Raw genomic sequence first — 26,939 nt, forward strand, 5'->3', positions numbered from 1 at the left:
GCGACGCTCGAAAACGAGGCCACCGGTTCGTCGGTTTCTAGTCTGCCGTGTCTTGGGTTCTGATGCTGGGCAGGGTGTCGATGCCGCGGTTGCGTAGCCGGTAGCTGGCGCCCTTGAGGGTCAGGACGTCGGCGTGGTGGACGACGCGGTCGATCATGGCTGCGGCGACGGCTTGGTCGCCGAACACGCCGCCCCAGCCGCTGAAGGGCAGGTTCGATGTCAGGATCAGCGAGGCGTGTTCGTAGCGTGAGGAGACGAGCTGGAAGAACAGGTTCGCAGCGTCTTGCTCGAAGGGCAGGTAGCCGACGTCGTCGACGATTATCAGCCCGTAGCGCCGCAGCCGGGTGAGCTCGGCGGGTAGCCGGCCGGCGCGGTGGGCCTCGGTCAGCCGGGTGACCCACTCGGTCGCGGTCGCGAACAGGACCCGGTGCCCGTGGTGGGCGGCGGCGATGCCCAGGCCGGTGGCCAGGTGGGTCTTGCCGGTGCCGGGCGGGCCGAGCAGCACCACGTTGCGGGCCTCGGTCAGGAACCCGCCGGAGGCCAACGCGGCGACTTGTTGTCGCACCGCTGGTTGGGCGTCCCAGTCGAACTCCTCGAGCGTCTTCCTCGCGGCGAACCCGGCCGCCCTGATCCGTAGCTGGGCGCCGGAGGCGTTGCGGGCGGCGACCTCACGGTCCAGGACCGCGGCGAGGTACTCCTCGTGGGTCCAGCCGGTGTCGCGGGCATGGTCGGCCAGGCGAGCAGCTGCTTCGGTGATCCGGGGCGTCTTCAACGCGGCGGCCAGATAGGTCAGCTGTTTGAGTGCCTCGGTGGCGTCGGTCTTGGTCTTCCTGCTGCTGGTCGTCATCAGGCCACCTCACCTTGGGTGTCCACGTCGGCGATCTGGTCAACCAGCCCGAAGGCGCGGTCATACTCGGCCAGGTCGCGCACGAGCCCCTCGTGTGGGTCGGGTGCGGGGCGGGGGTGCTGGTACTGCTCGCGCAGCACCTTCGCCGCGGCCACGTGGGCGGGGTCGGTGATGGTCATGCCGCGTGCCCACACGCGGTCATGGGCGGCGACCAGGCGTCCTTCGTGGCGGACTTCGACCCGAGACAGGTCGGCGGTCACGTCGACGAACCGGCCGATCACCGCGGGGTCCACGGAGTAGTCCGAGGAGTCGACACGGACGTAGTAGTCGCGTCCCAACCTGACCCGGTTGACCCACCCGAGGGCCGGTGCGACCGGTGGCAGGGGCAGCATCGCGGCCCAATCGGCCTCGAGCCGGTCCACCGGCCGGGTCTTGATGGTGCGCACGATCCGGGCGTTCGCGATGGCCAGCCAGTTGGTGAGCTGGGTGTTGAAGTCGGCCGGGGATGCGAAGTCACGCCCGGGCATGAAGGAGGTCTCGAAGAACCCGTTGCGTCGCTCCACGAGCCCCTTCGACTCAGGGTCGTAGGGTTTGAGCCGCTGCACCGTGGTGGCCAGGGTGCCAGCGAACGCGCCGACGCCCTCGGCGTGCCGTTTGCCGCGGCCGATGCCGGACTCGTTGTCCCAGATCAGTCGCCGCGGGACCCGGCCGAGTTGGCCCAGCAGCTCCCACATGCCCAACAGGTCCGCGGTGTGCCGGGTCGGGATCATCCGGGCGAGCATGAACCGCGAGTGTGCGCACGTGATCACCAGCACCGGCAGCAGCGCCGTGGAGCTGTCCTCGAGCGGGATCCGCTTGGGCGGGAACCACAGGTCACATTGCGCCGCATCACCAGCCAGCCACGTCAACCGGTCCGCGGGATCGACCGGCCTGTGCTGCGGACGCAGCCGTCGAACATTGTCGCGAAACCACGTGATCGACCCGGTCCACCCGACCCGCTCGGCCAGCACCGTGGCCGGCATGTCCGGCGTCGTGGCGAGCAGCTGCCGCACCAGCGGCTCGAACGCCGTGAACGACGTCGGCACCACCGCCCGCTCGTACTTCGGCGGCCGGTCCGACGCCAACGCCCGCTGCACCGTCGACCTACCGATCACCAAATCCCGCGCGACCTGACGCTGCGGAACACCGTCCGCGACCAGCCGCCGAATCAAAGCCCAATCTTCCACTGAGATCACCCATCCAATCTGTCTGGGTGGCCTCGTTTTCAGGCGTCGTCATGGCCTCGTTTTCGAGCGTCGTCGACACCGCACACCGGCCGCGCCGTCGTCGTCGGCATCACCGGCCCTCCAGGCGTCGGAAAGTCGACTCTCGTCGCAGCCATGGTCCGAGTTTGGCGGGAGTCCGGTCGCACGGTGGGAGTACTTGCCGTTGATCCATCGAGCCCGTTCACAGGCGGAGCGATACTCGGCGACCGAATCCGCATGTCCGTTGTAGCATGCGATCCCGGCGTATTCATTCGCTCTATGGCTACCCGGGCTCACCTCGGCGGACTCGCTGAAGCCACTCCCGCGGCGATCCGGGTTCTGGACGCGCTCGGCCTCGACATCGTTCTCGTCGAGACCGTAGGTGTAGGCCAGAGCGAAGTCACCATCGCTGACGCCGCCGACTGCACCGTGCTGTGACAATGCCCGGCGGCGGCGACGAGATCCAAATCATGAAGGCCGGCATTCTCGAGATCGGAAATGTCTTCGTCGTCAATAAAGCCGACCGTGACGGCGCGCAACGCACACAAAGCCAACTAAAGGCGATGGTCCGACTGCAGGACCGAGCCACTCGACCTGCCGTTCTCCTCACGAGGGCCGACGTCGACGAGGGCGTGCTCAAGGTTGTCCAGCACGTCGACGCCTTCGTCACCGAGCACCAAAACAGCGGCCGTTTGGACGCCGACCGGCAACTTCACCTACGACGCGAAGCGCTGCAGCTAATCGGCGCACACAAGCCAGCCGAGATACCCTGGCTGCGCCGGACGAAGCGAAGCTGAGCGAGTTCACCGACGCTGTCCGCACCCGCCAGCTAGACCCGAATACGGTCGCGTCGCTCGCCCTCGCAGCGGCAAACCACCTCCAGCACCTACACCCCGACTGCCGGTAGGCCCCCGATCATGGAACTGAAGATGAGCCAGGGGCAGGCAGTGTGGCCAGGACGATCGCGGCGCGTTACAAGCGGGCGAGTCGGGCGGAGAAGGCCGCGATCCTGGACGAGCTGTGCGCGACGACGGGCTGGCACCGCAACCACGCTCGTAGGGCGCTCGAGCAGGCCCTGCGGCCGAAGGTCGTGCGGCCCCGACGAACGGGGCGGACGTCGTGGCGGCGTTGCGGTTCTGTTGCGCGGTGTTGGTGGCGCCGGCGAGGTAAGCGGCTGGTGCCGGTGATGGGCGAGCTGGTGGCCACATTTTGGCGCTTCTGCCCACCTTGAGTTCAACCGGTCAACGCAACACCTCCTGATGAAGAGGTGCTGGTTATGGGTCGTCCCGCTCGTGCGTACGAGGTCCGTCGAAAGTTCTGGCGGGAGATGAGGACCGGGGTCGTTGTGGCCGAGGCGGCCTCGGTCGCCGGTGTGTCGAAGTCGGTGGCCTGGCGTTGGTTCCGCGAGGCTGGCGGGGTGATGCCTGATGCCACCGCACCCGTGTCCGCTGCTGTGCCACGATTGTCCTTCGCCGAGCGTGAGGAGATCAGCTGTCGCCACGCGGCCGGTGAAGGTGTGCGACAGATCGCGCGGGCACTGGGCCGTTCTGCCTCGACGATCAGTCGTGAGCTGTCGCGCGGTGTGGTTCGCCGCAAGAGCGGCTACCGGGCATCGGTGGCGCAGGCGGGCTCGGACCGGCGGGCCCGACGGCCAAGGGTGCGGCTGTTGGCGCGGCACGAGCGGTTGCGTGACCATGTCCAGCAGCAGCTGCTCCTCAAGCACAGCCCGGAGCAGATCAGCCACCGACTGGTGGCCGACTTCCCCGATGACCTGGAGATGCGCGTGTCCCACGAGACGCTCTATCAAGCGCTGTACGTGCAGGGCCGAGGCGGACTGCGCCGAGACCTTTCTCGATGCCTGCGCACCGGTCGGGCGTTACGTAAACCGCGCCGCCGCACCAGCGAACGGCGTGGCCGGATCGCCGACATGGTGAACATCAGCCAACGTCCACCCGAGGTTGAAGATCGGGCGGTCCCGGGCCATTGGGAGGGGGATCTGATCACCGGTGCGGAGAACAAGTCCGCGATCGGCACGTTGGTCGAGCGGGCGACCGGGTACGTCGCGTTGTTGCACCTGCCCGGGGCCCATGGTGCGGTCGAGGTCCAACAGGCGATGGTCGAGGTGATGAGCAACATGCCGGCAAGCCTGCGACGGACGTTGACGTGGGACCAAGGACGCGAAATGAGCAACCACGTTCAGATCGCGGCAGCGACCGACCTTGACATCTACTTCTGCGATCCTCACTCACCTTGGCAACGCGGAACGAATGAGAACACCAACGGCCTGCTGCGGCAGTACTTTCCGAAGGGCACGGACTTGTCCGGCTACCACCACGACTACCTCGACTTCGTCGCCCGTGAGCTCAACACTCGGCCGCGCAAACGGCTCGCTTGGCGCACACCCGCAGAAGCACTCGACCGGCTACTGTCACAATCAACAAACCCACCAGGTGTTGCGTTGACCGGCTGAATCCGCCCACCTTGGAAATCAATTAACGACGCGCGACACTAGCGGCTGGTCGCGCTACTTCGGCGAATTGCTGTCTCTGATCTCAAGAGAGAGTCGACCTCTAGTTCGAGGACAGGCCTGCCGTGCTGGTTGTGCAGGCTTCCGTGAATCGTCACTAGGCAGCGTCCGGGTCCGTCGGGCTCAACGGACTGGACGAGGAGGGTGGCGGTCAGGACGTCACCGGCGCGGACGGGGCGTAGGAAGCGCAGATTGTGAATCTCTTTGCCGGCTATTACGTCGTATTTTCGATACACGCCGGTCGCGGCGAGCCGTTGAAAAATCGCGGTCGTGTGGACCCCGCTGGCGATGAGCCCGCCGAAGTCACTGTGGACTGCGGCTTCCTGGTCGACGTGGAAGTACTGCGGGTCCCACAGCGAGGCGAATTCGACGATCTGGTCCTCGGTGACGACGTGCGAGCCGCAGTCGACCTCGACACCGACGGGCATCTGCTCTGCGGACAATCGCATGGTCTTGGACGTCTCGGCGTGGGTGCCATTCATAGCGATCGGGCCACCAGTTCCTTCATAATCTCGTTGGTGCCGCCGTAGATCTTCTGGACGCGAGCGGCGGCGAACATCCGGGCGATAGGGTACTCCATCATGTAGCCGTAGCCGCCGAAGACCTGCAGACAGCGGTCGACCACCTTGTTCTGAATGTCGGTGCACCAGAACTTGGCCAGGGAGGCGCCCGCGGCGTCGAGCTCGCCGGCGACGTGACGTGTGATGCAGCTGTCGACGAGTGCGCGGGCCGCCAGGGCATCTGCAGCGCACTCGGCTAGGACGAACCTGGTGTTCTGGAAGGAGAGCAGGTCCTTGCCGAACGCGATCCGCTCTTTGGCGTAGTCGATGGTCTGCCGGACCGCAGCCTCGGCGGTGGCGGCAGCGCTCACCGCGATGATGAGTCGCTCTTGGGGCAGCTGGTCCATGAGCTGGACGAAACCTTGGCCCTCGACCCCGCCGAGCAGGTTCGCTGCAGGGATTCTCATGTCGGTGAACGACAGCTCGCGGGTGTCCTGCCCGTGCATGCCGATCTTCTCAAGGACTCGTCCGCGCTCGAAGCCGGCGAGGTCTTGGGTCTCCGCGACGATGAGGGACAGTCCCTTGCCGCCGGGCTCGTCGCTCGTTCGGGCGACGATGACGAGTAGGTCGCAGTGAGTTCCGTTGGAGATGAAGGTCTTGGAGCCGTTGAGCACGTACACGTCTCCGTCTCGGATTGCGCGCGTACGTACGCTCTGCAGGTCCGAGCCCGTGCCTGGCTCCGTCATGGCGATGGCAAGGACGAGGTCGCCGGATGCGGCACCGGGCAACCAGCGCCGCTTCTGTTCCTCCGTGCCGAAGGCAGCGATGTAGTGCGCGACGATCGTGCTGTGCACCATGTTGGCCCAGGCGTCATCGGCGACGCGCGCCTGCTCTGCCGCGATGACGGCCTCGTGCGCGAAAGTGCCGCCACCGCCGCCATACTCCTCGGGGATGCTGACACACAGGAGGCCGGCCCGACCCGCGGTATGCCAGAAGTCGCGGTCCACCATGTGCTGCTCGGCCCAGCGCGTCTGGTGAGGTACGACCTCCTTGTCCAAAAAGGTGCGTGTGAGCTGCTGGAGGTCGATGAGTTCCCCCTCCAGCCAGGGGGAGGTGTATTTGTCGAGGATCACGGGAGGGTCCTATCTGCCGGTGAAGGCTGGCGTGCGTCGATTGGTGAAGGCGGCGATCCCCTCGCTGGCGTCGGACGTGCCGAGCGCGAGCAGGAAGTTGCGGCGTTCGTGGGCGAGGCCCTGCTGGAGCGGCAGGTCGTTGGCCCGGCGGGCCGAGTCTGCGGCGTACGCGACGGCTCGTGGGGCGTTGCGGGCGATCTGCTCGGCGAGGTCGAGAGCGCGGTCGAGCACCTCGCCATCGTCCACCACCTCCGCGACGAGACCCGCGGCGCAGGCCCATTCGGCGTCAACCGGCGCGCCTGCTAGGAGCATGCGCATCGCCTTCGCCTTGCCGATCGCGTGAACGAGGCGCTGCGTGCCCCCGGCGCCCGGGATCACCCCAAGCTTCACCTCGGGCACGGCGAAGCGGGCCGATCGCCCGGCAACTGCGGTGTCACAGGCGAGCACGAGCTCGCACCCGCCACCGAAGGCGACTCCACGTACCGCCGCAATCGTCGCAATCGGCAGGGACGCGAGGGTCTCGAAGAGCCGGTCGAACGCCAATCTCTCCAGTGGCGATGCGTCGACCATGTGGGGGATCTCGCTGATGTCGGCCCCGGCGCAGAATGCCGTCGGGGACCCGGTGAGGACTACGACGCGGACAGCCTGATCGGCCGCCGCCTCGGCAAGCCGGTCGGCGAGCTGGTCCACGAGCTCGCGGCTCAGGGCGTTGAGTGCGGAGGGGCGGTCGAGCGTGAGGACCGTTGTGGCGCCCCAGGTCTCGATGGTCACGAGCTGCTCAGGCATTGACCTGTCCTCCGTAGGTGTTCGCACGAGTGGAGCGGATCCGCTTCTTGTCGAACTTGCCCACGCTGGTGCGCGGGATCTCCTCGACGACCTCGATGGCGTCGGGCAGCTGCCAAGGGGCGAACGCGCTCGACAGGTGGGTGCGCACGTCGTCGAGCGTCACCTCGTGGCCGGGCTTGGCAACGACCAGCACGAACGGCCGCTCCTGCCACTTCGGGTGCGCGAGCCCCACGACGGCGGCCTCGGCGATGGACGGGTGGGCGAGCAGCAGGTTCTCCATGTCGATCGAGGAGATCCACTCGCCACCGCTCTTGATGACGTCCTTGAGCCGGTCGGTGACCTTGAGGTATCCGTCGGCGTCGATGGTGCCGACGTCGCCGCTGCGCCAGTAGCCGTCGTGGAACCGGCCGGCGCGGTCGTCCTCAGGCATGTGGTGGTAGGTCGTGGTGATCCACGGCCCGCGCATGCAGATCTCGCCCTGGGTCACGCCGTCCCAGGGGACGTCGTTGCCCATTCCGTCGATGAGCCGTACGTCGACGCCCGAGACGGGAAGGCCCTGTTTGCGTTTGAGCTCCAGCAGCTCACCTTCAGTCAGCCGCTCACGCACGCTCGGCTTGTAGCGGTTCATCGTCACCAGCGGCGTGGTCTCGGTTGCCCCGTAGGCGTGCACGATCTCGGCGCCGGTCAGGTCGTGGAAGCCACGCATCATCGTCAACGGCGGCTCGGTCGCGCCGGACATCATGCGCAGCCGCGACAGGTCCGGCTTGTGCTCGAGCGTCTCGATGTAGTGCAGCATCGGCAGGAAGATCGCCGGCGCGCCGTTGGTGATGGTGACGCCTTCGGCGATGATCGCGTCGGTGAGCGGCTTGGTGTCCTCGGCCATGTAGCGGCCGGGAAGCACGATCTTGTTGGCCATCAGCGTCGCCGCCTGTGGGAGCCCCCACGCCTGCCCATGGAACATCGGTGTGATCAGCATCGTGCAGTCGTCCAGGACCATGCCGATGTTGGTGGCGATGGCATACGAGTGAAGGACGATGGCGCGGTGCGAGTAGTAGACGCCCTTGGGGCGGCCGGTCGTGCCGGTCGTGTAGCAGGCGCTGTAGGCGGCGTGCTCGTCGACCTCGGGCCAGGTGATGCGGGCGCTCGCTGCCGCCACGAGGTCCTCGTAGTGAAGCACGTTGGGCAGCGTGGTCTTGATCTGCGAGAGCGGCTTGTCGGTCATCACGACCCAGGCCCGCACGTTGGGCAGGCGCGGGGCGACGGCTTCGGCGACGGGCAGCAGGGTCTCGTCGACGCAGATGACGGAGCTGCCGCTGTCTTCGATGACGAAGGCAAGGTCCTCGGGCCCGAGCCGGAGGTTGAGCTGGACCATGACGGCCGCGAGCCCGGGGATGGCCCAGTACAGCTCGTAGTGGCGTCGGCTGTTCCAGTCCAGGATGCCGACCCGCTCCCCCGGTTGAACGCCCAGCCCCCGAAGGGCGTTGGCGCCGCGGATGATCCGCTCGTATGCCGCCGCGTACGAGTAGCGCGCCCATCCGCCGTCCGAGGTGCGGTAGACGATCTCACGTTCGGGGTGCGTGCGTGCTGCGTGGCGGATGAGGGTCGTGGTGTTGAGCTGGACGTCGTCCCCCATCGTGGAGGGGTAGCCGGTGACGATGGTCCGGCTCGGGGATGTTGTGGTCATGGCGTTCTCCTTCAGCGTGCGGCCATGCGCAGGGCTCCGTCGAGACGGATCACCTCGCCGTTGACCATCTGGTTCTCGATGATGTGGACGGCGAGGGCGGCATACTCCGCCGGGTCGCCGAGTCGTGCGGGGAAGGGCACCTGCTGGCCGAGGGAGTCGCGCGCGGCCTGAGGCAGCGCGCCCATCATCGGGGTGAGGAACAGGCCCGGCGCGATGGTGGCCACGCGGATCCCGTAGCGGGCGAGCTCACGCGCGATGGGCAGGGTCATCGCGACGACACCGCCCTTGGACGCCGCGTAGGCCGCCTGGCCGATCTGCCCGTCGAACGCGGCGGCCGAGGCGGTGTTGACGATGACGCCACGTTCTCCGCTGGGGCCAGGCTCGGCCTGGCTCATCGCGGCGGCGGCCAAGCGAATGACGTTGAAAGTGCCGGCGAGGTTCACGGCAAGGACCTTCGTGAAGACGTCCAATGCGTGCGGGCCGCTCCTGCCGAGCACCTTCTCGGCCACACCGATGCCCGCGCAGTTGACGACGCCCGAGAGTCGTCCCGGCTGCTGGGTGGCGACGTCAACGGCGTGGGTCACCGCGTCGGGGTCGGTGACGTCAGTCTCGACGAACACCGAACCGGCGGGTGCGGTCCCGGCGAGGTCCGCGACGACGACGTGCGCGCCTCGCTCAAGCAAGGCGGCGGTGGTCGCGCCCCCGAGCCCGGATGCGCCTCCGGTGACCAGGAAGGTGCGGTTGCTGATGTCCATGGCGGTTCCTCTCAGGCGATGCGCTCGATGATGGTGGCGTTGGCCATGCCGCCGCCCTCGCAGATGGTGAGCAGGCCGTATCGGGCCTGCCTGCGCTCGAGTTCGTTGACTAGCTGGGTGAGCAGCCGGGCGCCGGTCGAGCCGAGCGGGTGACCGATGGCGATGGAGCCGCCGTTGACGTTGAGCTGGTCCTCGGGGTACCCGAACTCCTCCCGCCACAGCAGCGGCACCGGCGAGAAGGCCTCGTTGACCTCGACCAGGTCGATGTCGCCGACGGTGAGGCCCGCCTGGTCCAGGGCCTTCTGGCTGGCCGGGACGATTGCGGTGAACTGCAGGACCGGGTCGTCGGCGGCCACGGCCATCGAGACGATCCGCGCGCGGGGGCGCAGGCCGGCCGCCTCGGCTGCGGCGCGCTCGGCCACCAGCAGGGCGGCGGCGCCATCGCTCATCTGGGAGGCGTTGCCGGCAGTGATGAGCCCGTCCGGCGAGAACACGGGCTGGAGGGCGGCGACCCGCGCAGGGTCGATGTCGGAGCGGATGCCCTCGTCCCGGACCATCGGTGTGCTCGTGCCATCCTTATCCGTGCCGTGGAGGGGCACGAGCGCCGAGGTGAAGTGGCCGGCGTCGGTTGCGGCAGCGGCGCGCAGGTGGCTCTGGACGCTGAAGGCGTCGAGCTGCTCGCGGGTGAAGGCCCACTTTTTCGCCACGAGCTCGACGGACGGGCCCTGTGCGGGCAGGTCGCCGTCGAACCGGGCGAGGGCCCGCTCGCCGTACCAGTTCCCTCGTTCGCCGCCGGGGACGAAGAGCGGGCCGAGGTCGACCCGGCTCATGGACTCGACGCCAGCGCCGATGGCGAAGTCGTACTCGCCGGACTTGATCGCCTGGGCCGCGAAGTGAACAGCCTGTTGCCCGGACCCGCACTGCCGGTCGAGCGTCGTGCCAGGCAGCCCGATGGGTAGGCCGGCGCCGAGCAGAGCGTTGCGGGCGACGTTGCCGGTCTGTTCGCTGCGCTGGATGGCGCAGCCGACGATGACGTCGGAGAGACGCTCCGGGTCCACGCCCGTGCGGTCGGTGAGGTGGGCGAGCGTGTGCGCGAGCAGGTCGACGGGATGCCAGGTGCGCAGCAGGCCGCCGCGCTTACCGACGGGTGTGCGGACGGCGTCGACGATGACGGCTTCACGGGTCATGGTTGGGCTCCTTGCGGGCGGGCGCGGAAGGTGGTCAGGGCGTGGTGGAACTCGGGCGTGGAAGCGTTGGCGACCTGTGCGGCCGCCTCGCGGTGCAGGGCGTCGTCGAGGGTGTCATCGCATGTCGCGTCGAGCAGGTGCTTGGCGCGGGCCTGGGCAGATGGGGAGAACGCGGCGAGCCGCCGGGCCAGGTCGTCGACGGCCGTGTCGAGCTCGTGCGCCGGAACGCAGCGGGTGATGAGCCCGATCCGGGTGGCCCGCTCGCCGTCGACGTCGTCCCCGAGCAAAGCCAGCTCCCTCGCCTGCCGGAGGCCGACGAGCCGCGGCAGCACCCAGCTTCCGCCGAGGTCGATCGACAGCCCGACACGCGGGAAGATCTGCGCGAACCGTGCTGCCCAGGCCGGATGATGCGTCGCGCGGTACATCATCCCGCCGATGAGCAGCATGTCGAGGCTGGCCGAGTGGTAGAGCGGCGCGACGTGCAGCATCCGTTCCCCCTCGTGCAACCCGAGACTGAGCGCCGTGTTAATCCCCACCCAGAGGATGCAGTGCTGGTCGAAGAGCGCCCTTGGGTCGCCCGGTCGTGCCGGAGGTGTAGATGATGAGCGGGTCGTCGTCCTCGGCGACCTCGACATCGAGCGGGTCCCCGGACTGCGTGGACGAGGCTGTGAGCACGTCGTCGAAACCGTTCGCATCCCCCAGCGCGAGGGCAGGTACGCCGCCCGAGCCCTTGTGCTGTGCCTGCCATCCGCGGACATTTTCGACGAGCTCGGGTCCGAAGAGGAGCAGCCTCGCGCCGGAGTCCGTGACGAAGTGGTCGACTTCGGGCGGCGCGGACCGCGGATTGACCGGCACGACGATGGCCCCCAGCCGGAACCCGGCATAGAGCGCGATGACGAGGCGTCGCTGTTGCCGGCGAGCAGCAACAATCGGTCCCCCTTGCGCAGCCCCCGGTCGGCCAGCTCGCGGGCGACCTGGTTGACGATAGCGTCGAGCTGGGCGTAGCTAGATGTCTTCGCGCCGAACCGGAGAGCGGGCCGGTCGGGCACTCGTGCGGCCGTCCGGGCAAGGACCCGAGCGATGCTGGGCATGACGTGCTCCTAGGTGTCGCGGGTCAGACGAGGCCTGAGGCCGCGCCTGAGGCCGCGGCCGAGGCCGTGATGGCGACAGGGCGTGCCATGGCGGCTCCCGGTTGGTGGACGGCGACGATCGGGATGTCCAGAGCACGTCCCAGCGCTTCCCAGTGCGCACTGGTCTCCGAGGCGAGCTCGGCCTCGAGCTCGTCACGGGTCGCGCCGATGGACACCGCAAGGCGCTCGCCGAAGTGCGGTTCGATCGCTGCCACGGCGACGTATCCGTCAGCGCTCGGGTAGAGGCCGTATGCAGCACTCCCGCCGCCCAGGACGTCACCGGAACCGGTCAGGCCGTGCCGCACGCCGGCCGACGCCGCGGCCGCGGCATCGTCGAGGACTACCCTCTCGTGGGCGCACGGTTCGCCGAGCTGACGACGACGGATTCCGGCCAGGGTTGCACTGACGGCGCGTTCACCGCCCAGCAGGTCGACGAGAGGCACGAGAGGCATCGAGGGAGGGTCGAGCGTTCCCCAAGCCGCCTGGTACGTGAGGTCGTGTCCCGCCTCGTCAGCGCGGTCGCCGTCGTAGCCGACGATCTCGACCAAGACCAGACCGTGGCGCTCGACGAGCGACAAGAGCCCCAGCCTCACTAGGGCCGAAGGCCGCATCGAGGTGAGGAGAACGTCAGCGCCCGAAAGGCGCCGATCCAGCTCTGCACGCCCTTCTACCCTCTTGAGGTCGATCGTGACCACCTCCTGCCCGGCGGTGAGCTCCGCGTACCACCCGGGGGCCACGGTCCGCAGAGGGTCGCCGGACGGCGGCTCGACCTTGCAGACCTCGGCGCCCAGCGACATGAGGCGAGCGCAAGCCAGAGGCCCTGGCAGGTTGACGGCCAGCGAGACGACCCTGACGCCACGCAACGGCGGGATGGGAGTGGGGCCCATGGCTCCTCCTCGAAAGCGACTCCGCTATACGAATGTATAGCGCGCTGCTGTACATTTGTATAGGAGATTGGTGGATCGCGCAATGGGTACGATCAGCCGTCCCGTAGAAACCACAGGAGGAACCGACATGGCGCAGCCCGTTGCGGCCGAGCGCCTCCTCGCAACCGACGTCAGCGCGAAGGCAAGGATTTTGGGCGCAGCGCTTGAGCTCTTCGCCGAGCGCGGCGTGGATGCCACCCCGATGCGGACGGTGGCCACCGCCGCCGGCGTCACGGTCGGGCTCATCGTGCATCACTACGGCACGAAGGAGGCGCTCCGCGAGGCCGTCGAGCTCGCAATCGTGAGCCAGTTCGCCGCGGCCATCGCCTCCGTTCCCTTGGGGGGCTGCCCTCCCGAGCAGCTAACGGGTGCCCGCGACCGCGCCGTGGCGCAGATGCTCGCCGCCGATCCCTCCCTCGTGGACTACCTGCGCCGAGCCCTGCTCGACAGCAGCACGGAGCACGGCGGTCTCGTGAGCCGCCTCAGCCAACTATCCGCACAGCAGGTCCACGAGCTGCGTGAGGCGGGGATCATATCGACGAAGCACACCATCGGTGAGCAGGTCATAGCGATCATGGTGCGTCAGCTCGGACGGCTGTTCCTGCAACCCTTGATCGACCGCATCGGGAATGAGTTCGCAGACGACCTCGAGGGCAGGGAACTGCCGCAACTCGTCGTTACCGTGACTCGCTGAGGTCCACCGAACCTGTTAGGCGCTGCTGCCATGCCGCGACGGCAGCGCCCTATCCCCTGCGAAGGTTCGCAACTCAACCGACCCTCTCCGTCGTCGCCCAGCTCCGATCGGCCAGCCTGGCGACAGAGCGCTCACGGCCGAATCGGACGAAACCGACCGATTGGAGGGCCGAGCTACTCGCGTCGTTGTCGGTGGCGGTTCCGGCCACGAGCTGCGCAGGCCCAGGCCCACCGCCGTGGGCGGCCGGCGACGCCGTGCGTGGCTGCGAGAAGCGGCGCTTCCTTCGCGCTCCGGCTAGCCCCAGAACTCGTCGTTGGCCGCCGTGTCCTCGAAGAACTCGCGGGCCTCGGTGACTCGCCCGTCAGCAACTGGAAGACGATGACCCCGTGCTGATCCAGAGTGTTCGTGCCACGCGTGGCGTGGACCCTGTTCAACCTCACCTAGTGGCTGTCCCCGCCAACGACATCGTCGGGGGTGACCACCACCAAACTGCCCTCCGAGCGTGTCATCAACTCGCCGAAGAACGACGATCGCATCCGGCCCTGCTTCGTCCCTGAGAGGGACCCGCCGCCGGGCATGTGCCAAGCCGCATCGTCCGCAAAGAGCTCAGTGAGCGCCGCCATGTCACCAGCACTGAAAGCTGCGTATCCCCGCCGGACGACGGGCTGCCCAGGTTTGGTTGACACCTGACGTGTGAGGATTCGTCCTCGCTGGAAGGATGTCGGTCATGGCGAAGCCGTATCCCAAGGAGTTCCGCGACGACGTCGTGGCGGTTGCCCGTAAGGGCGGTGCTCCGTTGAAACAGATCGCGAAGGACTTCGGGATCTCCGAGGGTTGCCTGTCGAACTGGATGAAGGCCGCCGACGTCGAGGACGGTCACCGTCCCGGCGTCACGGTCAAGGAAGCCGCCGAGCTGCGGGAGGCGCGCAAGCGGATCCGGCTGCTGGAGCAGGAGAACGAGGTCCTGCGGCGGGCGGCTGCCTACCTGTCACAGGCGAACCTGCCGGGAAAATAGTCTTCCCGCTCGTCCGTGAGATGGCCGCGACCGGTGCCCCTGACGCTTCTGTCAGGGTGCCGGTCGCGGTGGCGTGCAGGGTGCTGGGCCTGACGACCCAGGGGTACTACAAGTGGCTCAAAGAGCCTGTCTCGGATCGGGACTGGGACGACGCGCACCTGATCGAGGCCGCTCTCGGGGTCCACGCCGAGGATCCCGGCCTCGGGTACCGGTTCATCGCCGACGAGCTCGCCGACCTCGGAATCGTCGCCAGTGAGAACCGGGTGTGGCGGCTGTGCTCGGCGCAAGGCATCCTCGCAGCGCATCACCGACGCCGAGGCTCGGGCCGTCGGCCGGGCCCACCGGTGCACGACGACCTGCTGAAGACGGCCGACGCGACGGGGCGGCCCACCCGCGACTTCAGCGCCGCCCGGCCGAACGAGAAGTGGTTGACCGACATCACCGAACACCCCACCGCCGAGGGCAAGCTCTACCTGTGTGCGGTCAAGGACTGCTACTCCAACAAGATCGTGGGCTACTCCATCGACTCGCGCATGAAGTCCTCCCTGGCTGCCTGCGCCATCCGTAACGCGATCGCGCTCCGCGCCCCGGCGGGCACCATGCTGCACAGCGACAGGGGCGCCCAGTTCCGGTCCAAGAAGGTGATCCGGCTGCTGAAGAACAACGGCCTGCTCGGGTCGATGGGCCGGGTCGGCGCGTGTGGTGACAACGCGGCCATGGAGAGCTTCTTCTCGCTGCTGCAGAAGAACGTCCTGGACACCCGGAGATGGGAATCCCGGGAGGAACTGCGGCTCGCGATCGTGGTCTGGATCGACACGAAGTACAACCGCCGCCGCCGGTAACGCGGCCTGGGAAAGCTCACCCCGGTCGAGTTTGAGATGATCTACACAGCCGCAGACGCGGCCTGAGAACCATCAACCCCGAGTGTCAACCAAACCGGGGGCAGTCCCGGCTCGGCGGCAAGGCCGGTTAGGGGCCAGCTGGCCTGAGTGGGTACCGCTCGTGGCAAGCTGACACGTTCGGAGCTCCATCTAGGGATCTCTAAGAATCTCTAAACATCGCCTATACCAGCATAATGACAACGTCTAGTACGCGTATCGCATCAGGTGAATCAATCGCTTCGACTGGTCCACTGCCCCGTTGACACCGTTGAACCTTAGCCTGCCATGCGGCAACGCAGAAACGCCCAGTCACAGCGGTGGGCGGCGTGGGGGAAGACGGCTGTTCGAGGCCCAGCGCAACCCGTCGTGACACGCCGTTGAACTGCATCGTGTGGCTGGCATGTGCGGGTGAGCCCGGCCACGTGGGCACCATCACGCGGGTTGCCGTCAGTCTGGGCGGCGGCCGCGGATCCTCTCGAGCGGCCGGCGCGGGAGCTCCGGCAGCTGGGAGGCGCGCCCGTGCAGGGCGAGGAGGATGGTGGCCACCGTCGAATCCTGGGCCGGGGTGCGATCGAAGGTGGTGAGATTCAGCGGCGCTTTGAACCGGGTTCGGGTGACTGCCTTGGCGTAGGTGAACTCCCGCAACCCGTCGGGTCCGTGGATCCGCCCGAAGCCCGAATCGCCCACCCCGCCGAACGGGAGCGACGGCACGCCCGCGAACGAGATCACCGAGTTGATCGAAGTCATCCCGGTGCGGAGCCGGCGCGCGAGGTCGTTGCCGCGCTTGGCCGTGAAGATCGCCGAGCCCAGGCCGTACTTGCCGCCGTTGGTCAGCTCGACCGCCTCGTCCATGTCACGCACCTTGCGCACGGTCACTGTCGGCCCGAACGTCTCCTCTGTGACCGCATCGCTGTCCTCGGGCACGTCAACAAGCAGGGTCGGCTGCACGAACCGGTCCCCCACCGCTTCGGTGCCGCCCACGATTGCCCGTCCGCCGCGGGCGAGCGCGTCCGCCACATGCCGGCGTACGACGTCGAGCTGGCCATGCATCGTCATCGGGCCGATCTTCGCGTCGACGTCGGTGCCGCCGTGCACGGCGCGTGCGCGCTCGGCGAGCAGTTCGACGAACCGGTCGTGCACCCGCTCGTGGACGTAGACCCGCTCGACCCCGACGCACGTCTGGCCGGCGTTGGCGAACGCTCCCCACGCGGCCGCGCCTGCCGCGGCCTCGAGGTCGGCGTCCTCATCTACGAGGAGTGCGTCCTTGCCGCCGGCTTCGATGATAACCGGGGTCAGCGTTTCGGCGCAGGCGGCCATCACCCGCTTGCCCGTGGCGGTCGAGCCGGTGAAGGCGATCTTGTCCACGCCGGCCCTGCACAGCGCCGCGCCGGTCTCGCCGTACCCGGTCACGACCTGTAGCACGCCGTGGTTGGGCACGACCTCGCGCAAGCTGTTGGCGAGCCAGATACCGACCGCGGGCGTCAGCTCGCTCGGCTTGAAAATGACGGTGTTCCCGGCGGCCAAGGCGTAGCCGATCGAGCCCATCGGCGTGAAGACCGGGTAGTTCCAGGGGCCGATGACACCGACGACGCCTAGGGGGAGGTACTCCACTGATGCGGCCTGGTTGGCCAGCAGCAGGCCTGACGAAACTCGCCGGCGGCCGAGCACCTTCTCGGCGTGCGAGCCGGCCCAGGCGAGGTGGTCGATCGCCAGGGCGCACTCGAGCTGGGCGTCGCCGTGCGGCTTGCCGGTCTCCTGGTAGACGAGGTCGCACAGCTGCGCGAGCCGGCGGGTGATGACGCCGCGCCACTGGGTCAGCACCTGCTTGCGGCCGTCGAATCCAAGCCCGGCCCACCAGTCTGCCGAGGCGCGCGCCCGGGCGACGGCCGCCCGCACGTCAGCCTCCTCATGGACGGCGTGCACACCCACCACGTCGCCGGTGGCGGGATTGACTGACTCGAACCGGCGGCGCTCGGACGCGCTGTTCGCGGGCGTCGTGGAGGTGGTCGTGGTCATTTCAGGCCTTTCCGCGCAGAAGGTCGGCGGCACGCTCGCCGATCATGATCGTGGGGGCGTTGGTGTTGCCGCGGGTCACCATCGGCATCACGCTGGCGTCCGCGACCCGAAGGCCCTCGACGCCGCGGACCCGCAGCTGGGGGTCGACCACCGCGCGCTCGTCGGCCCCCATTGCGCAGGTGCCAACGGGGTGGTAGAGGGTCTGGGTGTAGGCACGGAGGTGCTCGACCACCTGCGCGTCGGTCGGGTCGTCGCCCCAGGCCTCCATCGTCGGCAGGCCGGGACCCGCGACGTGTTCGGCGAGCGGACCCGTCGCGAGCGTCTCGAGCATCCGGCGCACGCCGGCGGTCATCGCGTCGAGGTCAGCCGGGTCGTCGTAGTAGCCGGGATCGATCTCGGGTTGCCAGCATGGGTCGGTGGAGCGCAGCCGCAGCGATCCGCGGCTGGCGACCGAAACGAGGGTCGGCGCGATGGTCACCATCCGTGCGGTGGCTTCGTGCAGGCCGTTGTCCCAAAAGCCGGTGGGCGCCACGTGCACCTGCAGGTCGGGCGCCGGGAGGTCGTCCCGGCTGCGCCAAAAGCCGCCGCCCTCGGCGACGTTCGAGACCAACGGGCCGGTGCCGGTCGCCTTGGCCCGGGCGAACTGCACCAGGTTGTTGTGGTCCATCAGGTCGGTCGTCCCCCGGGTGCGGAATACCAGCGGCACGACCGGGTGGTCGTGAAGGTTCTGCCCTACAGCAGGCAGGTCGACGACCACCTCGACGCCCACCTCGCGCAGGTGGGCAGCCGGTCCGATGCCCGAGAGCATCAGCAACTGCGGGGAGTTTACCGTCCCTCCAGCGAGCACCACCTCCCCGTCAACGTACGCCGTGCGGATCCTGCGCCCGTGCTGGTAGGCGACGCCCACGGCCCGGCCCCCCTCGACGACGACTCGCTCGACGAGCGCGCCGGTCCGGACCGTGAGGTTCGGCCGCCCGCCCGCCGGCTCGAGGTAGGCATTCGCGGTCGACCAGCGCCGGCCCTTGCGGCAGGTCACCTGGTACAGCCCGGCACCCTCCTGCTCGGCGCCGTTGAAGTCGTCGGTCGGCTTGAACCCCGCCCTCACGGCCGACTCGACCCAGGCGGTCGTAAGCGGGTGGGTGTAGCGGCGGTCCTCGACGTGCAGCGGTCCGTCCTGCCCGTGAAACGGTCCCCCCAGCCGGGTATTGCCCTCGGACCGGACGAACGCCGGCAACACGTCGTCGAACCCCCACCCCGTCGCACCGTAGGCGTCGCGCCAGGTGTCGTAGTCCGCGCGGTTGCCGCGGATGTAGATCATGGCGTTCATCGACGAACAGCCGCCGAGCGCCTTCATCCGTGGCCAGTAGGCGCGGCGGCTCTGCAGTTGCTTCTGCTCGGCTGTCTGGTAGTTCCAGTCCCACCGGGTCTTGAACAGGTTGGCAAACGCCGCGGGGATGCTCACCTCGTCGGCGTCGGCTGGGCCTCCAGCCTCGAGCAGCAGGACCGAGATGGACGGGTCCTCGGTCAGTCGCGCCGCGACCACGGCGCCGGCACTCCCGGCCCCTACCACCACGTGGGTAAAGACTTCCCGGTCCGTCACGACGTCCCCCTTGACTCGACCGTCCGCTCGAGCCCACCGAGGTCGATCCGGGTTCCCTCGGTGATGATGCGCTTACTGGTCGCGAAATCCCGTAGGCGGTTGACACAGTGAGCGGCTATCAGCTCACCGCTTCGCAGGTAGTAGCAGGTGAAGTCGCGGTCTCTGAGCGGATCACCGTCCAGGACGATGTCGTCGTAGCCGGTGTTGAGTCCCGCGATCTTGAGTTTGAGGTCGTACTGATCCGACCAGAACCACGGGAGTGCCGCGATCTCCTTGTCCTTGCCACAGATGGTTGCCGCTGCTACCTTGGCCTGCTCCACCGCACTCGGAACCGACTCCAGACGGATCCGGCGGCCGTAGCGGGCCATGTCATGGGACGTGCAGTCCCCGGCCGCCACGATGGTGGGATCACTGGTGCGCGCGTAGGCGTCGATCAGGATTCCGTCGTCCACGACCAGGCCCGCGGCTTCGGCCAGCTCCGTGGTCGGCTCGATCCCGATCCCGACGATCACGAGGTCGGCAACGACGGACTCGCCACTGGCCAGCACCACCTCCCGCACGCGGCTGTCGCCGACAAGCGCCTCGACCACGGCGTTCGTCCTCACGTCGACGCCCTCGCCTTGGTGAACCCGCGTGAAGAACGCCGACACCTCAGGAGCGGTGACCCGCTCGAGGACCCGATCTGCGGCCTCCAGGACCGTGACGTGGAGGCCCAACGCGCGCAGCGACGCGGCGGTCTCCAGACCGATGTACCCACCCCCGACGATGACGGCATTCCGGCCCGGTACCGCGTCCCCGCGAATCCCCTCTACGTCCGACGACCGACGCAGGTAGTGGACCCCGTCGAGATCGGCACCCTCCGCGCGGAGACGTCGGGGGTGTGCTCCTGTACAAAGAGCGAGAGCGTCATAGGACAACCGGTCACCCGTGCCGAGCACGACCTCGCCCGCCGACCGGTCGATCTCCTCCACGCTTGCGGTCACGCGCTTGATGTCCTGCTTGACGTAGAAGTCCTCCGCACGGATGGCCAACTCCGTCAACCCGAGCTTGCCAGCGAGGTACGCCTTGGACAAGGGAGGTCGCTGGTACGGCAGCACCGGTTCGTCCCCGACGAGCAGGATCTCGCCGGGCCAGCCACCCTGGCGAAGGCTGGTAACCAGCTGCGCTCCGGCATGGCTGGCCCCGACGACCACCGCGCGCACTGAGCTCATCCGGCGCGCCTAGGGGTGAGTTCGACCATCAGCTTGCTGATTCCGCGGACGAAGTTGGACTGCACGTACTCCGGCTCCCCGACGACGTCGATTCTCTCAAAGCGCGGGAGCAGCTCCTCCCAGAGGATCCGCAGCTGCAACTCTGCCAAACGGTTGCCCATGCACCGATGCACGCCGAACCCGAAAGCGATGTGATTGCGAGCGTTGCGGCGATCGATGATCAACTCGTCCGGTCGCTCGAACACGGTCTCATCGCGGTTGCCGGAGGCGTACCACATGACCACCTTGTCACCCTTGCGGATCGTCTGACCGTTCAGCACGGTGTCGGTCTTCGCGACCCGCCGCATGTAGGCGAGCGGCGTCTGCCAGCGGATGATCTCCGAGACCATGGTTGGGATCAGCTCCGGGTTGGCCTTGAGCTTCTCGAACTGGTCGGGGAACTGGTTGAGCGCGAGAACGCCCCCACTCATCGAGTTGCGTGTGGTGTCGTTGCCCCCGACGATGAGCAGAACCAGGTTGCCGAGGAATTCCATGGGACGCTTGATCAGGTCCTTAGTGCTCTCGTCGCTCTGCAGCATCGTGATCAGGTCGAACCCGGGCTCTTCGCCCGCCGCGAGCCGGGCGGCCTTGTCGTGCCACAGGGCGCTGATGCCACGCGCCATGTCCACCATGCCGCGGAAAAGCTCGTCGTTGTCGGACGGACCGCCATTGGCCTGCTCCATCGAGGTCGCCAAGTCCGACCACTCCACGAGCTTGCGGCGCTCTTCGAAGGGGAAGTCCAGCAGCGTTGCCAGCATGCGGGCGGTCAGCTCGATCGACACAGTGCTCACCCAGTCGAACGGTTCGTTGACGGGCAGGTTGTCCAGGACATCCCTGACGCGCTCCCGGATGAGGCCTTCCATCTCGCGGAGGTTCTTCGGAGCGACGACACCTTGGACGGCTCGCCGGTGCACGTCGTGCTTGGGCGGGTCCATGGCGATGAACATGGCGATGTCCATGAACCGCGGCGGTTCCCCGATGATGATGAAAGGCTCTGCCGAGAAGACCTCGTGGTTCTTGTCCACCGCGATGATGTCGGCGTGACGCGTTACGGACCAGAACGGTCCGAAGGCACTGTTGGGCTGGTAGTGCACCGGGGCCTCGTTGCGCAGGCGCTCGAAGTAGGACGCCCAGCGCCCCTGGCGGTAGAGGAACGGGTTGCTTAGGTCGATGTCAACCAGCGCGACGTCCTCGACCGGCGGAATCGGCCGTTCGACGAACAACTTCTCCCCGTTCATGCCTGTGAGGAAGCGTCGACCCTTGTCGTAGAGGTGAGCGCCCTGGATCTGTCGATCCAGCGGGATGGCCGCCTCGACCTTCATCTTCACTGCTTCGGGGATCTTCATCTCGTCGAACCTCCTGCTACCACTGGGACTCGGGCAATTGCACGGTCAAGCCGTCCCACGACCCGCAGACCTTGACTTGGCACGACAGTCGAGACGTCGGCAGTCGGTCGGGGTTCATCGACAGCATTTCCTCCTCCTCGGGGCCGGGCGGGCCGACCGTGTCGGCCCAGCTGGGATCGACGATGACGTGGCAGGTGCCGCAGGCAGCCTCTCCGCCGCAGTCAGCATCGATGCCGGGAATGGCGTTGTTCGTCGCCACCTGCATCAACGAGCTCCCCTCCTCGAGGGGTGCCTCGTGCTGCTCCCCGTCGTGCGAAATGAAGGTGATCACTGCCATCTACAACTCTCCTCATCGCTCGCGAATGACGTCTCCCCCGAGGGTGGTTGTCAATCCCCTTCAGGGCAATGTCGTACCGTGTCAGAATGTTGTGAATTGGGATCACTAGGGGGTCGCTGTGTGGAACGAGGAGCCAGGCGTCCCGTCGCTTGCCTTCGTGCAGTTGATGAGCAGTCCAGCGATCGAGGAGGATGCCGTGAAGCGCTTCCGCGCCATCATGGCGCGCGAAGGAACCGGGGAGCTCGCTCTCATCCAGGCCGAAGCCCAGGCGCCGCTACGGTGGTTCCGCGAGGTCTATCCCGAACTCGATGTCGAGCAGGCGACTCGGCTCGGGATCGCCTGCGCAGAACAAGCCCAGATCACATCCTTCGGGCCGCTGAGCCTGCCATTAGTGAGTGCGTGCACTGTCGCTGAGGTCGTGAACCTGCTGACTTATCTGCCGTTGATCACCCAGGCCGTGAGCACCCAGGTCCATCCGCAGCAGGATGGGCTGACGATCCGGCTGTCAGGCAACGCGGGAGACGCCGGCCTGGACTGCCTGGTCCTCATCTATTGCGGACTCGCTCTGATGCGCTTGATCGACCTGCTTGTCGGCGACGTGTCCGACGTGACTATGCACGGCCCCTGGCCGGAGCCAAGCTTGCTACCCCAAGAGTCCGAGAGGGCGTCCCGGCTCGTCTTCGACGCCCCCTTTTCCTACCTGCTTGTTCCTGCGAGGACGCTTCAGGCGGCCTGTCGCTTCCCCGACCCGCTCGCCCACGGACTCGCCGTCGACCAGCTTCAGCAGGCGCTGGCACGTCGGGCCGGCACCCCGGAGTTCACCCGCAGAGTGCGGGCGTTGTTGGACGACGGCCCCGGGATGAGGACGATCCAGTCGGTCGCGGACGAGCTCTCAATGTCCTCGAGCACGCTGAAACGTCGCCTGGCCGAGGAGGATACGAGTTTCAGCGAAGTGCTACAGAAGTCGCTGCTGGAGCGCGCCAAGATGCAGTTGCTCGACCCGTCCACATCGGTCACTGAGGTTGCCACCGAGCTTGGCTACAGCGATCTCACGAACTTCTCGCACGCCTTCAAGAGATGGACCGGCAGTTCACCGAGCCACTTCCGACGACCGCACCAGCACCGTTGAGGCACGGCTTCCAGCGCGCCCGCGCCTCGGCAGGACTGGCGGTGACAGCGGTCACGAGAAACTGCCCGGAGGCGGCCAGGTAGCTGCCCGGTTGCGGCCATGTAGCTGCCCGGTAGCGGCTATGTGAGTTGCCCGGTTGCGGCCATGTAGCTGCCCGGTAGCGGCTATGTGAGTTGCCCGCTTCATCACCGGACGTCGGCCACGCGACCGTCGACCGGGTTACGGGGCTCTTCGAAGTTAGCCGGGCAGCACGGTCTTCCTGGCTGAAAGCCGCCGGTGTTGGCGGGTGCAGGACCACCGTATGCGGCGTCTGTGGTTGACCGGGTTGCGGAACCCGAACGCGTCCCTTCCGACGTGCTTGGCGAGGCGGTTGAAGCTTATCTGGAGCCCGCGTGGGGAAGTGGTCGGTGACCTGCGTGTTTGCGTCGATTACATGTCGCTGACGGGGGCGCGGTTGGCGGCCCGGTTTTCGCCGATGCGGGTGGCGAGTTGCAGTCGGAGCGCGTGGTTCTCTGCTCGGAGCGCTTGGACTTCCTGGCGGAGGGTGGTCAGCAGTTCGTCGCGTGAGGCTTGGCTCATGCGCTGGGCGGTGGGTTGTCGGGGGCTGCGGGTGGCGGGTGCTCGAAGTCGGTTGATCTGCTCGCGTAGCTGGGGATCGCGATAGAGCAGGGCCCGGGAGATCCCGGCAGCGTGAGCGACGGAGGCGTAGGTGATGGGGGTGCCGGCGTGGTCGAGGTTCTGAAGCGCGTCGCGGGCCCGTTGACGGGTCGATTCGGCTCGGCGCTGGGTCGCGGCGGCGAGGGCTGCGGTGTTGTCAGCGCGCATCGGGGGCGTCCTGTTCTTCGAGGGTTTCGAGCGCGGCGATGATTCTCGTCAGGTTGTCGGCGACCTTGCGGTGGTTGTCGGCCAGCCGGCCGTTGCCGCGCTGCTCGGCCAGATCGATCAGCTCGAGGGTGTCGTCATGTTGGCGTCGGTGGATCGGTAGGAAGGTCGTGGTGGTCTGGAAGTCCGGGCAGGTCAGGCAGGCGTTCGGGTGCGGGCAGTCCTGCTGGGGTGGCCGTCCGCAGTAGCCGTTGGGCAGGCTGGCCTGCACCCGGGCGAGGTTGTGCTTGATCCACTCGGCCTCGGCGCTGGGACCGTGTGGGTCGAACGGGAGGCGGTCACCGTGGACGTCCACGCGCCGCTGCTGGTAGTCGTCGAAGGCGGCGCGGATGGTGGCGTCGTGGATCGTGGCGTACCGGGCGGTCATCTGGGGTGAGGCGTGGCCGAGCATCTTCTGCACGACGTGTTGCGGCACGCCTGCGTTGATCAACCGGGTCCCGAGGGTGTGGCGGTACTGGTGGGCGGTGACGGTCACGGGCTGGCCGGTCTCGTCGTGTAGGCGATCTGCTGCTGCCAGGCGGCGAGCCGGTGTCGGAGGGTTGCGTAGGAAAACGGTTGGGCTCCATCGGGATTGGCGTGGGGTGAGGGGAACAGCTTTGGGCAGCGGGCTGGCCAGCGGCTGTCCAGGTGGTGTTGTTGGGCACGGACTGCGTCGGCGGCTCGCTGCGACAACGGGACGAGCTGCTCGGTGGTCATCTTGTGGTTGAAGTACTTCAGGCAGGGCCAGCCGGCACTGTCGATGATCACCGGGTTGTACTCCAGCAGGCAGGCGTCGTTGGCGCGCAGCCCGGTCTCTTGGATGAGGATCAGCAGGTGTCGGGTGGTCTCGTCGGGGAGCAGGGCGAGGTTGTCGGGGTCCTCGAGCTGGGTCATCACGAACTCGGGGATGAACCGTGGCAGGGGACGCGGCCGCGGTGGCAGCTCGTCGAGGTACAGCGCCGCGCGGCCGGACAGGCCGGGCATCCAGTCATGGCGGTGGCAGGCCTGCAGGAAGCTGCGCAGGACGACCAGGTACGTGTTCGTCGTGTTCCCCGACAGCTCAGGTGCCGCGGTGAGCCAGGACAGGTAGTGCTCCAAGACCTCTCTGCTGATCCCGCTGGCAGCATCGACTTCCGGGTGGTGGCGATGCAGGAACGCGGCGAACCAGCGCAGGGCGCGCTCGTCGATGCTGACCGAGCCGAACGCCTTGCCGGCGCCGAGCCGGTAGCGGCAGGCTCGTTTGACCGCCTCGCGCAGCCACCGTTGTGGGATGTGGTCGAAGCAGATGGGCGGGACCTTCTTCGGCGAGGGCCGCGCCCCGAGTGCGGCTGCCCGCCACGTGTCCCGCGCGAACTCGGCCTCGGCGTCGAGGCCCTCGGCCAGGTCGAGCGCCTGCCGCCAGGCGAAACGCAGCTGGCCCATCGCCCGTCCACCGGTGTCGGTCAGTCCATGCTCGTGGGCCAGCAAGGTCCAGCGCTCCAGGCCGTGGTCCAGCAGCGAGCCGACCTTGGCGGCGATGACCAGCCTGACGAGGCGGTTGACCATCATCGGGACAAGGCGGATCGTGCGCTGATCGTGGCGGATCTGAATGGAGTAGGCGATCTCCAGCCGCAGCTGCAGCGGCAGCCCGCGAAGGTCGAACGCGTCGATCCGGTCGCTGTGGCCGCCGACCACCGGGCCAGTCGTGGTCGCGAAGAGGTCCAGGTCCCGGCGGCCCTCGTGGGTCCAGCGACCGTAGTGGCTATTGCACAGCAACTTCGTCCAGGCGCCGCGTTCGCAACCGATGACACGGCACTGACCGCGGGCGAAGACCGGGTGCGTGGGATCGGTGTGGATCAGTTCCATTGCGAACTCCGGTCGGACCGCCTCCTGCAGCTTGTCCAGCAGGCTCAGCCCGTCGGTCCTCGCGGCACGCAGCGCAGTGGTCATGACGGGACCGTCCGATCCGACCAGATCCCCGCCCGGACGAGCTCGGCTCGCACGTCCTCGACACCCAGATGGACGTACGTTTCGCTGGTGGTCACGACGGAACGATGGGTCAGCATCCTCGAGACGATCTCGATCGGGACTCCGGCCCGGATCAGTTCCGTCGCTCGGGTGTGCCGCAGCACGTGCGGGCTGAACTCGATCCCCGTCCCGGCCCGCAGCCGCGCCACGAGCTTGGCGACCGCGTCATACCGCATCGGTCGCCCGACCGGCGCCGCGAACAGGTTCACGAAAACGTAGTCACTGTCCAGCTCGCCGTACTCGGTGTGCATGTACTCGCTGTACAACCGCACCAACGGCGCCGAAACCGGCAGCGTGGCAATCGTTTTGGTCTTGGCCCGGGCGCCGTTGACGTTGTCCTCACGCGGAACGATCCGCAACTCGCAACGACGAGAAACGAAGTCGCTGTGGCGCAGCCCGAGCGCCTGACCCACCCTGATCCCTGTCTCTGCCAGCAGCGCGAACAAGAACCGGTCCCGCAGCCGCGTGCAGGCGGCGAGGATCACGGCGATCTCCTCAACGGTCAGCGTGGCCGGCAGCCGCCTCGGCGCCTTCAGCTTGACCGGCCTGGTCGGGATCGGGCGCCCCTTGGTGACATGGTGCAAGAACGGCTTGAACGACCCACGCGGCACCCGGCGCCAAGCAACCAACGACTCAGCCAGGGCCACACCAGTACGGGCGTGGAAGTCATAGAAGCCAAACACGGCCGCCAAGTGCCGGTTGACCGTGGCCTCGCTGCGGCGGGCCGTCGAGGCATCCAGCACGATGACGTTCCCGCCCGGTGCCCGCAGCCAGAACACGAACCGCGAGACGTCCTCGACCCCGGCGCTGGCCCAGTCGGTGCGCCTCAAGGCAAGGAACTCCATCCACAACGCCAGACTGTGCGCGTACGCCCGAACCGTGTTCGGCGACCGCTCGATCGAGGACAGGAACGCCAGATACCGCTCCGCCGCCTCGACCGGCCCGAAGTCTTGATCGACGACGGTCCACGACTCCACCCCCGTGACCGGCATGAGCACCCGCTGTGCCTTCATCAGCACCGCCACCTCGAGGTAGGCCCCCTCCGGCGCACGACCGGATATCCACCCTTCTACTCCCCGTCGTC

23 protein-coding genes and 3 pseudogenes are annotated in these 26,939 nt (G+C 67.6%); 5 read left to right on the forward strand and 21 right to left on the reverse strand.

Annotation, left to right across the window (positions count from 1 at the left end):
* Positions 1 to 37 precede the first annotated feature (37 nt).
* Together istB and istA are read right to left on the reverse strand one after the other, a co-directional pair.
* Positions 38 to 847 carry an IS21-like element helper ATPase IstB gene (gene istB, locus ABD297_RS01120; protein WP_344252280.1) on the reverse strand — a complete coding sequence of 270 codons (810 nt, stop codon included), beginning with the start codon at positions 845 to 847 and terminating at the stop codon, positions 38 to 40.
* Positions 847 to 2,082, reverse strand: coding sequence for an IS21 family transposase (gene istA, locus ABD297_RS01125; RefSeq protein WP_344252281.1), 1,236 nt, complete (start codon positions 2,080 to 2,082; stop codon positions 847 to 849). The genes istB and istA overlap by 1 nt, the downstream gene beginning before the upstream one ends.
* 99 nt (positions 2,083 to 2,181) lie before the next feature.
* On the opposite strand from istA, the pseudogene meaB reads away from it, so the two are divergent.
* Both meaB and ABD297_RS01135 read left to right on the forward strand, forming a co-directional pair.
* Positions 2,182 to 2,888: pseudogene (meaB, locus tag ABD297_RS01130) on the forward strand (methylmalonyl Co-A mutase-associated GTPase MeaB).
* A 479-nt stretch (positions 2,889 to 3,367) separates the two neighbouring features.
* Positions 3,368 to 4,561 carry an IS30 family transposase gene (locus ABD297_RS01135; protein WP_344252282.1) on the forward strand — a complete coding sequence of 398 codons (1,194 nt, stop codon included), beginning with the start codon at positions 3,368 to 3,370 and terminating at the stop codon, positions 4,559 to 4,561.
* Between the two features lie 38 nt (positions 4,562 to 4,599).
* Here ABD297_RS01135 and ABD297_RS01140 read toward each other — a convergent pair whose 3' ends face one another.
* The 9 genes and pseudogenes from ABD297_RS01140 to ABD297_RS01180 form a co-directional block, all read right to left on the reverse strand.
* Positions 4,600 to 5,061: a MaoC/PaaZ C-terminal domain-containing protein gene (locus tag ABD297_RS01140; RefSeq protein WP_344252283.1), complete on the reverse strand. Its 462-nt coding sequence runs from the start codon at positions 5,059 to 5,061 to the stop codon at positions 4,600 to 4,602.
* Positions 5,062 to 5,096: 35 nt separating this feature from the next.
* Entirely contained in the window at positions 5,097 to 6,251 is a 1,155-nt protein-coding gene (locus ABD297_RS01145; protein WP_344252284.1) for an acyl-CoA dehydrogenase family protein, read from the reverse strand.
* A gap of 9 nt (positions 6,252 to 6,260) precedes the next feature.
* Entirely contained in the window at positions 6,261 to 7,037 is a 777-nt protein-coding gene (locus tag ABD297_RS01150; protein ID WP_344252285.1) for an enoyl-CoA hydratase/isomerase family protein, read from the reverse strand.
* Positions 7,030 to 8,721: a long-chain-fatty-acid--CoA ligase gene (locus ABD297_RS01155; RefSeq protein ID WP_344252286.1), complete on the reverse strand. Its 1,692-nt coding sequence runs from the start codon at positions 8,719 to 8,721 to the stop codon at positions 7,030 to 7,032. Before ABD297_RS01155 ends, ABD297_RS01150 begins: the two co-directional genes overlap by 8 nt.
* Before the next feature lie 11 nt (positions 8,722 to 8,732).
* Positions 8,733 to 9,476 carry an SDR family NAD(P)-dependent oxidoreductase gene (locus ABD297_RS01160; protein ID WP_344252288.1) on the reverse strand — a complete coding sequence of 248 codons (744 nt, stop codon included), beginning with the start codon at positions 9,474 to 9,476 and terminating at the stop codon, positions 8,733 to 8,735.
* A gap of 11 nt (positions 9,477 to 9,487) precedes the next feature.
* Entirely contained in the window at positions 9,488 to 10,663 is a 1,176-nt protein-coding gene (locus tag ABD297_RS01165) for a thiolase family protein (RefSeq protein ID WP_344252289.1), read from the reverse strand.
* Positions 10,660 to 11,151, reverse strand: a complete 492-nt coding sequence (locus tag ABD297_RS01170) for an enoyl-CoA hydratase/isomerase family protein (protein ID WP_344252290.1) — start codon at positions 11,149 to 11,151, stop codon at positions 10,660 to 10,662. Before ABD297_RS01170 ends, ABD297_RS01165 begins: the two co-directional genes overlap by 4 nt.
* A gap of 37 nt (positions 11,152 to 11,188) precedes the next feature.
* Positions 11,189 to 11,754: pseudogene (locus tag ABD297_RS01175) on the reverse strand (AMP-binding protein).
* Positions 11,755 to 11,777: 23 nt separating this feature from the next.
* Positions 11,778 to 12,680, reverse strand: coding sequence for a CoA transferase (locus tag ABD297_RS01180; RefSeq protein WP_344252291.1), 903 nt, complete (start codon positions 12,678 to 12,680; stop codon positions 11,778 to 11,780).
* Between the two features lie 127 nt (positions 12,681 to 12,807).
* Here ABD297_RS01180 and ABD297_RS01185 point away from each other — a divergent pair, with 127 nt between their 5' ends.
* On the forward strand, positions 12,808 to 13,413 hold the full coding sequence (locus ABD297_RS01185) for a TetR/AcrR family transcriptional regulator (RefSeq protein ID WP_344252292.1): 606 nt from the start codon (positions 12,808 to 12,810) through the stop codon (positions 13,411 to 13,413).
* Positions 13,414 to 13,853: 440 nt separating this feature from the next.
* Here ABD297_RS01185 and ABD297_RS01190 read toward each other — a convergent pair whose 3' ends face one another.
* Positions 13,854 to 14,036: a nuclear transport factor 2-like protein gene (locus ABD297_RS01190; protein ID WP_344252293.1), complete on the reverse strand. Its 183-nt coding sequence runs from the start codon at positions 14,034 to 14,036 to the stop codon at positions 13,854 to 13,856.
* Positions 14,037 to 14,140: 104 nt separating this feature from the next.
* Between ABD297_RS01190 and ABD297_RS01195 the strand changes: the two are divergent.
* Positions 14,141 to 15,336, forward strand: a pseudogene (locus ABD297_RS01195) (IS3 family transposase).
* A 420-nt stretch (positions 15,337 to 15,756) separates the two neighbouring features.
* Here the strand turns inward: ABD297_RS01195 and ABD297_RS01200 are convergent.
* From ABD297_RS01200 to ABD297_RS01220, 5 genes are read right to left on the reverse strand one after another with little or no spacing between them, the layout of a single operon-like run.
* Complete coding sequence (locus tag ABD297_RS01200) at positions 15,757 to 17,325, reverse strand: aldehyde dehydrogenase family protein (RefSeq protein WP_344252294.1); 1,569 nt, start codon at positions 17,323 to 17,325, stop codon at positions 15,757 to 15,759.
* A 1-nt stretch (position 17,326) separates the two neighbouring features.
* Positions 17,327 to 18,925 carry a GMC family oxidoreductase gene (locus ABD297_RS01205; RefSeq protein ID WP_344252295.1) on the reverse strand — a complete coding sequence of 533 codons (1,599 nt, stop codon included), beginning with the start codon at positions 18,923 to 18,925 and terminating at the stop codon, positions 17,327 to 17,329.
* Complete coding sequence (locus ABD297_RS01210) at positions 18,922 to 20,136, reverse strand: NAD(P)/FAD-dependent oxidoreductase (RefSeq protein ID WP_344252296.1); 1,215 nt, start codon at positions 20,134 to 20,136, stop codon at positions 18,922 to 18,924. Before ABD297_RS01210 ends, ABD297_RS01205 begins: the two co-directional genes overlap by 4 nt.
* Positions 20,133 to 21,521 (reverse strand): cytochrome P450, encoded by a 1,389-nt coding sequence (locus ABD297_RS01215; protein ID WP_344252297.1) that lies wholly within the window; start codon positions 21,519 to 21,521, stop codon positions 20,133 to 20,135. The genes ABD297_RS01210 and ABD297_RS01215 overlap by 4 nt, the downstream gene beginning before the upstream one ends.
* Before the next feature lie 16 nt (positions 21,522 to 21,537).
* Complete coding sequence (locus tag ABD297_RS01220; protein WP_344252298.1) at positions 21,538 to 21,858, reverse strand: 2Fe-2S iron-sulfur cluster-binding protein; 321 nt, start codon at positions 21,856 to 21,858, stop codon at positions 21,538 to 21,540.
* Positions 21,859 to 21,976: 118 nt separating this feature from the next.
* On the opposite strand from ABD297_RS01220, the gene ABD297_RS01225 reads away from it, so the two are divergent.
* Positions 21,977 to 22,987: a helix-turn-helix domain-containing protein gene (locus tag ABD297_RS01225; RefSeq protein WP_344252299.1), complete on the forward strand. Its 1,011-nt coding sequence runs from the start codon at positions 21,977 to 21,979 to the stop codon at positions 22,985 to 22,987.
* A gap of 429 nt (positions 22,988 to 23,416) precedes the next feature.
* Here ABD297_RS01225 and ABD297_RS01230 read toward each other — a convergent pair whose 3' ends face one another.
* The 4 genes from ABD297_RS01230 to ABD297_RS01245 are packed head-to-tail and all read right to left on the reverse strand — an operon-like array spanning position 23,417 to position 26,868.
* Complete coding sequence (locus tag ABD297_RS01230) at positions 23,417 to 23,812, reverse strand: DUF6262 family protein (RefSeq protein ID WP_344252300.1); 396 nt, start codon at positions 23,810 to 23,812, stop codon at positions 23,417 to 23,419.
* Positions 23,802 to 24,344 carry a tyrosine-type recombinase/integrase gene (locus tag ABD297_RS01235; RefSeq protein ID WP_344252301.1) on the reverse strand — a complete coding sequence of 181 codons (543 nt, stop codon included), beginning with the start codon at positions 24,342 to 24,344 and terminating at the stop codon, positions 23,802 to 23,804. The genes ABD297_RS01230 and ABD297_RS01235 overlap by 11 nt, the downstream gene beginning before the upstream one ends.
* Positions 24,341 to 25,777: a hypothetical protein gene (locus tag ABD297_RS01240; RefSeq protein WP_344252302.1), complete on the reverse strand. Its 1,437-nt coding sequence runs from the start codon at positions 25,775 to 25,777 to the stop codon at positions 24,341 to 24,343. Before ABD297_RS01240 ends, ABD297_RS01235 begins: the two co-directional genes overlap by 4 nt.
* Entirely contained in the window at positions 25,774 to 26,868 is a 1,095-nt protein-coding gene (locus tag ABD297_RS01245) for a tyrosine-type recombinase/integrase (RefSeq protein ID WP_344252304.1), read from the reverse strand. The genes ABD297_RS01240 and ABD297_RS01245 overlap by 4 nt, the downstream gene beginning before the upstream one ends.
* Positions 26,869 to 26,939: the final 71 nt, after the last annotated feature.

Source organism: Terrabacter carboxydivorans, from assembly GCF_039532035.1.
GTDB lineage: Bacteria > Actinomycetota > Actinomycetes > Actinomycetales > Dermatophilaceae > Terrabacter > Terrabacter carboxydivorans.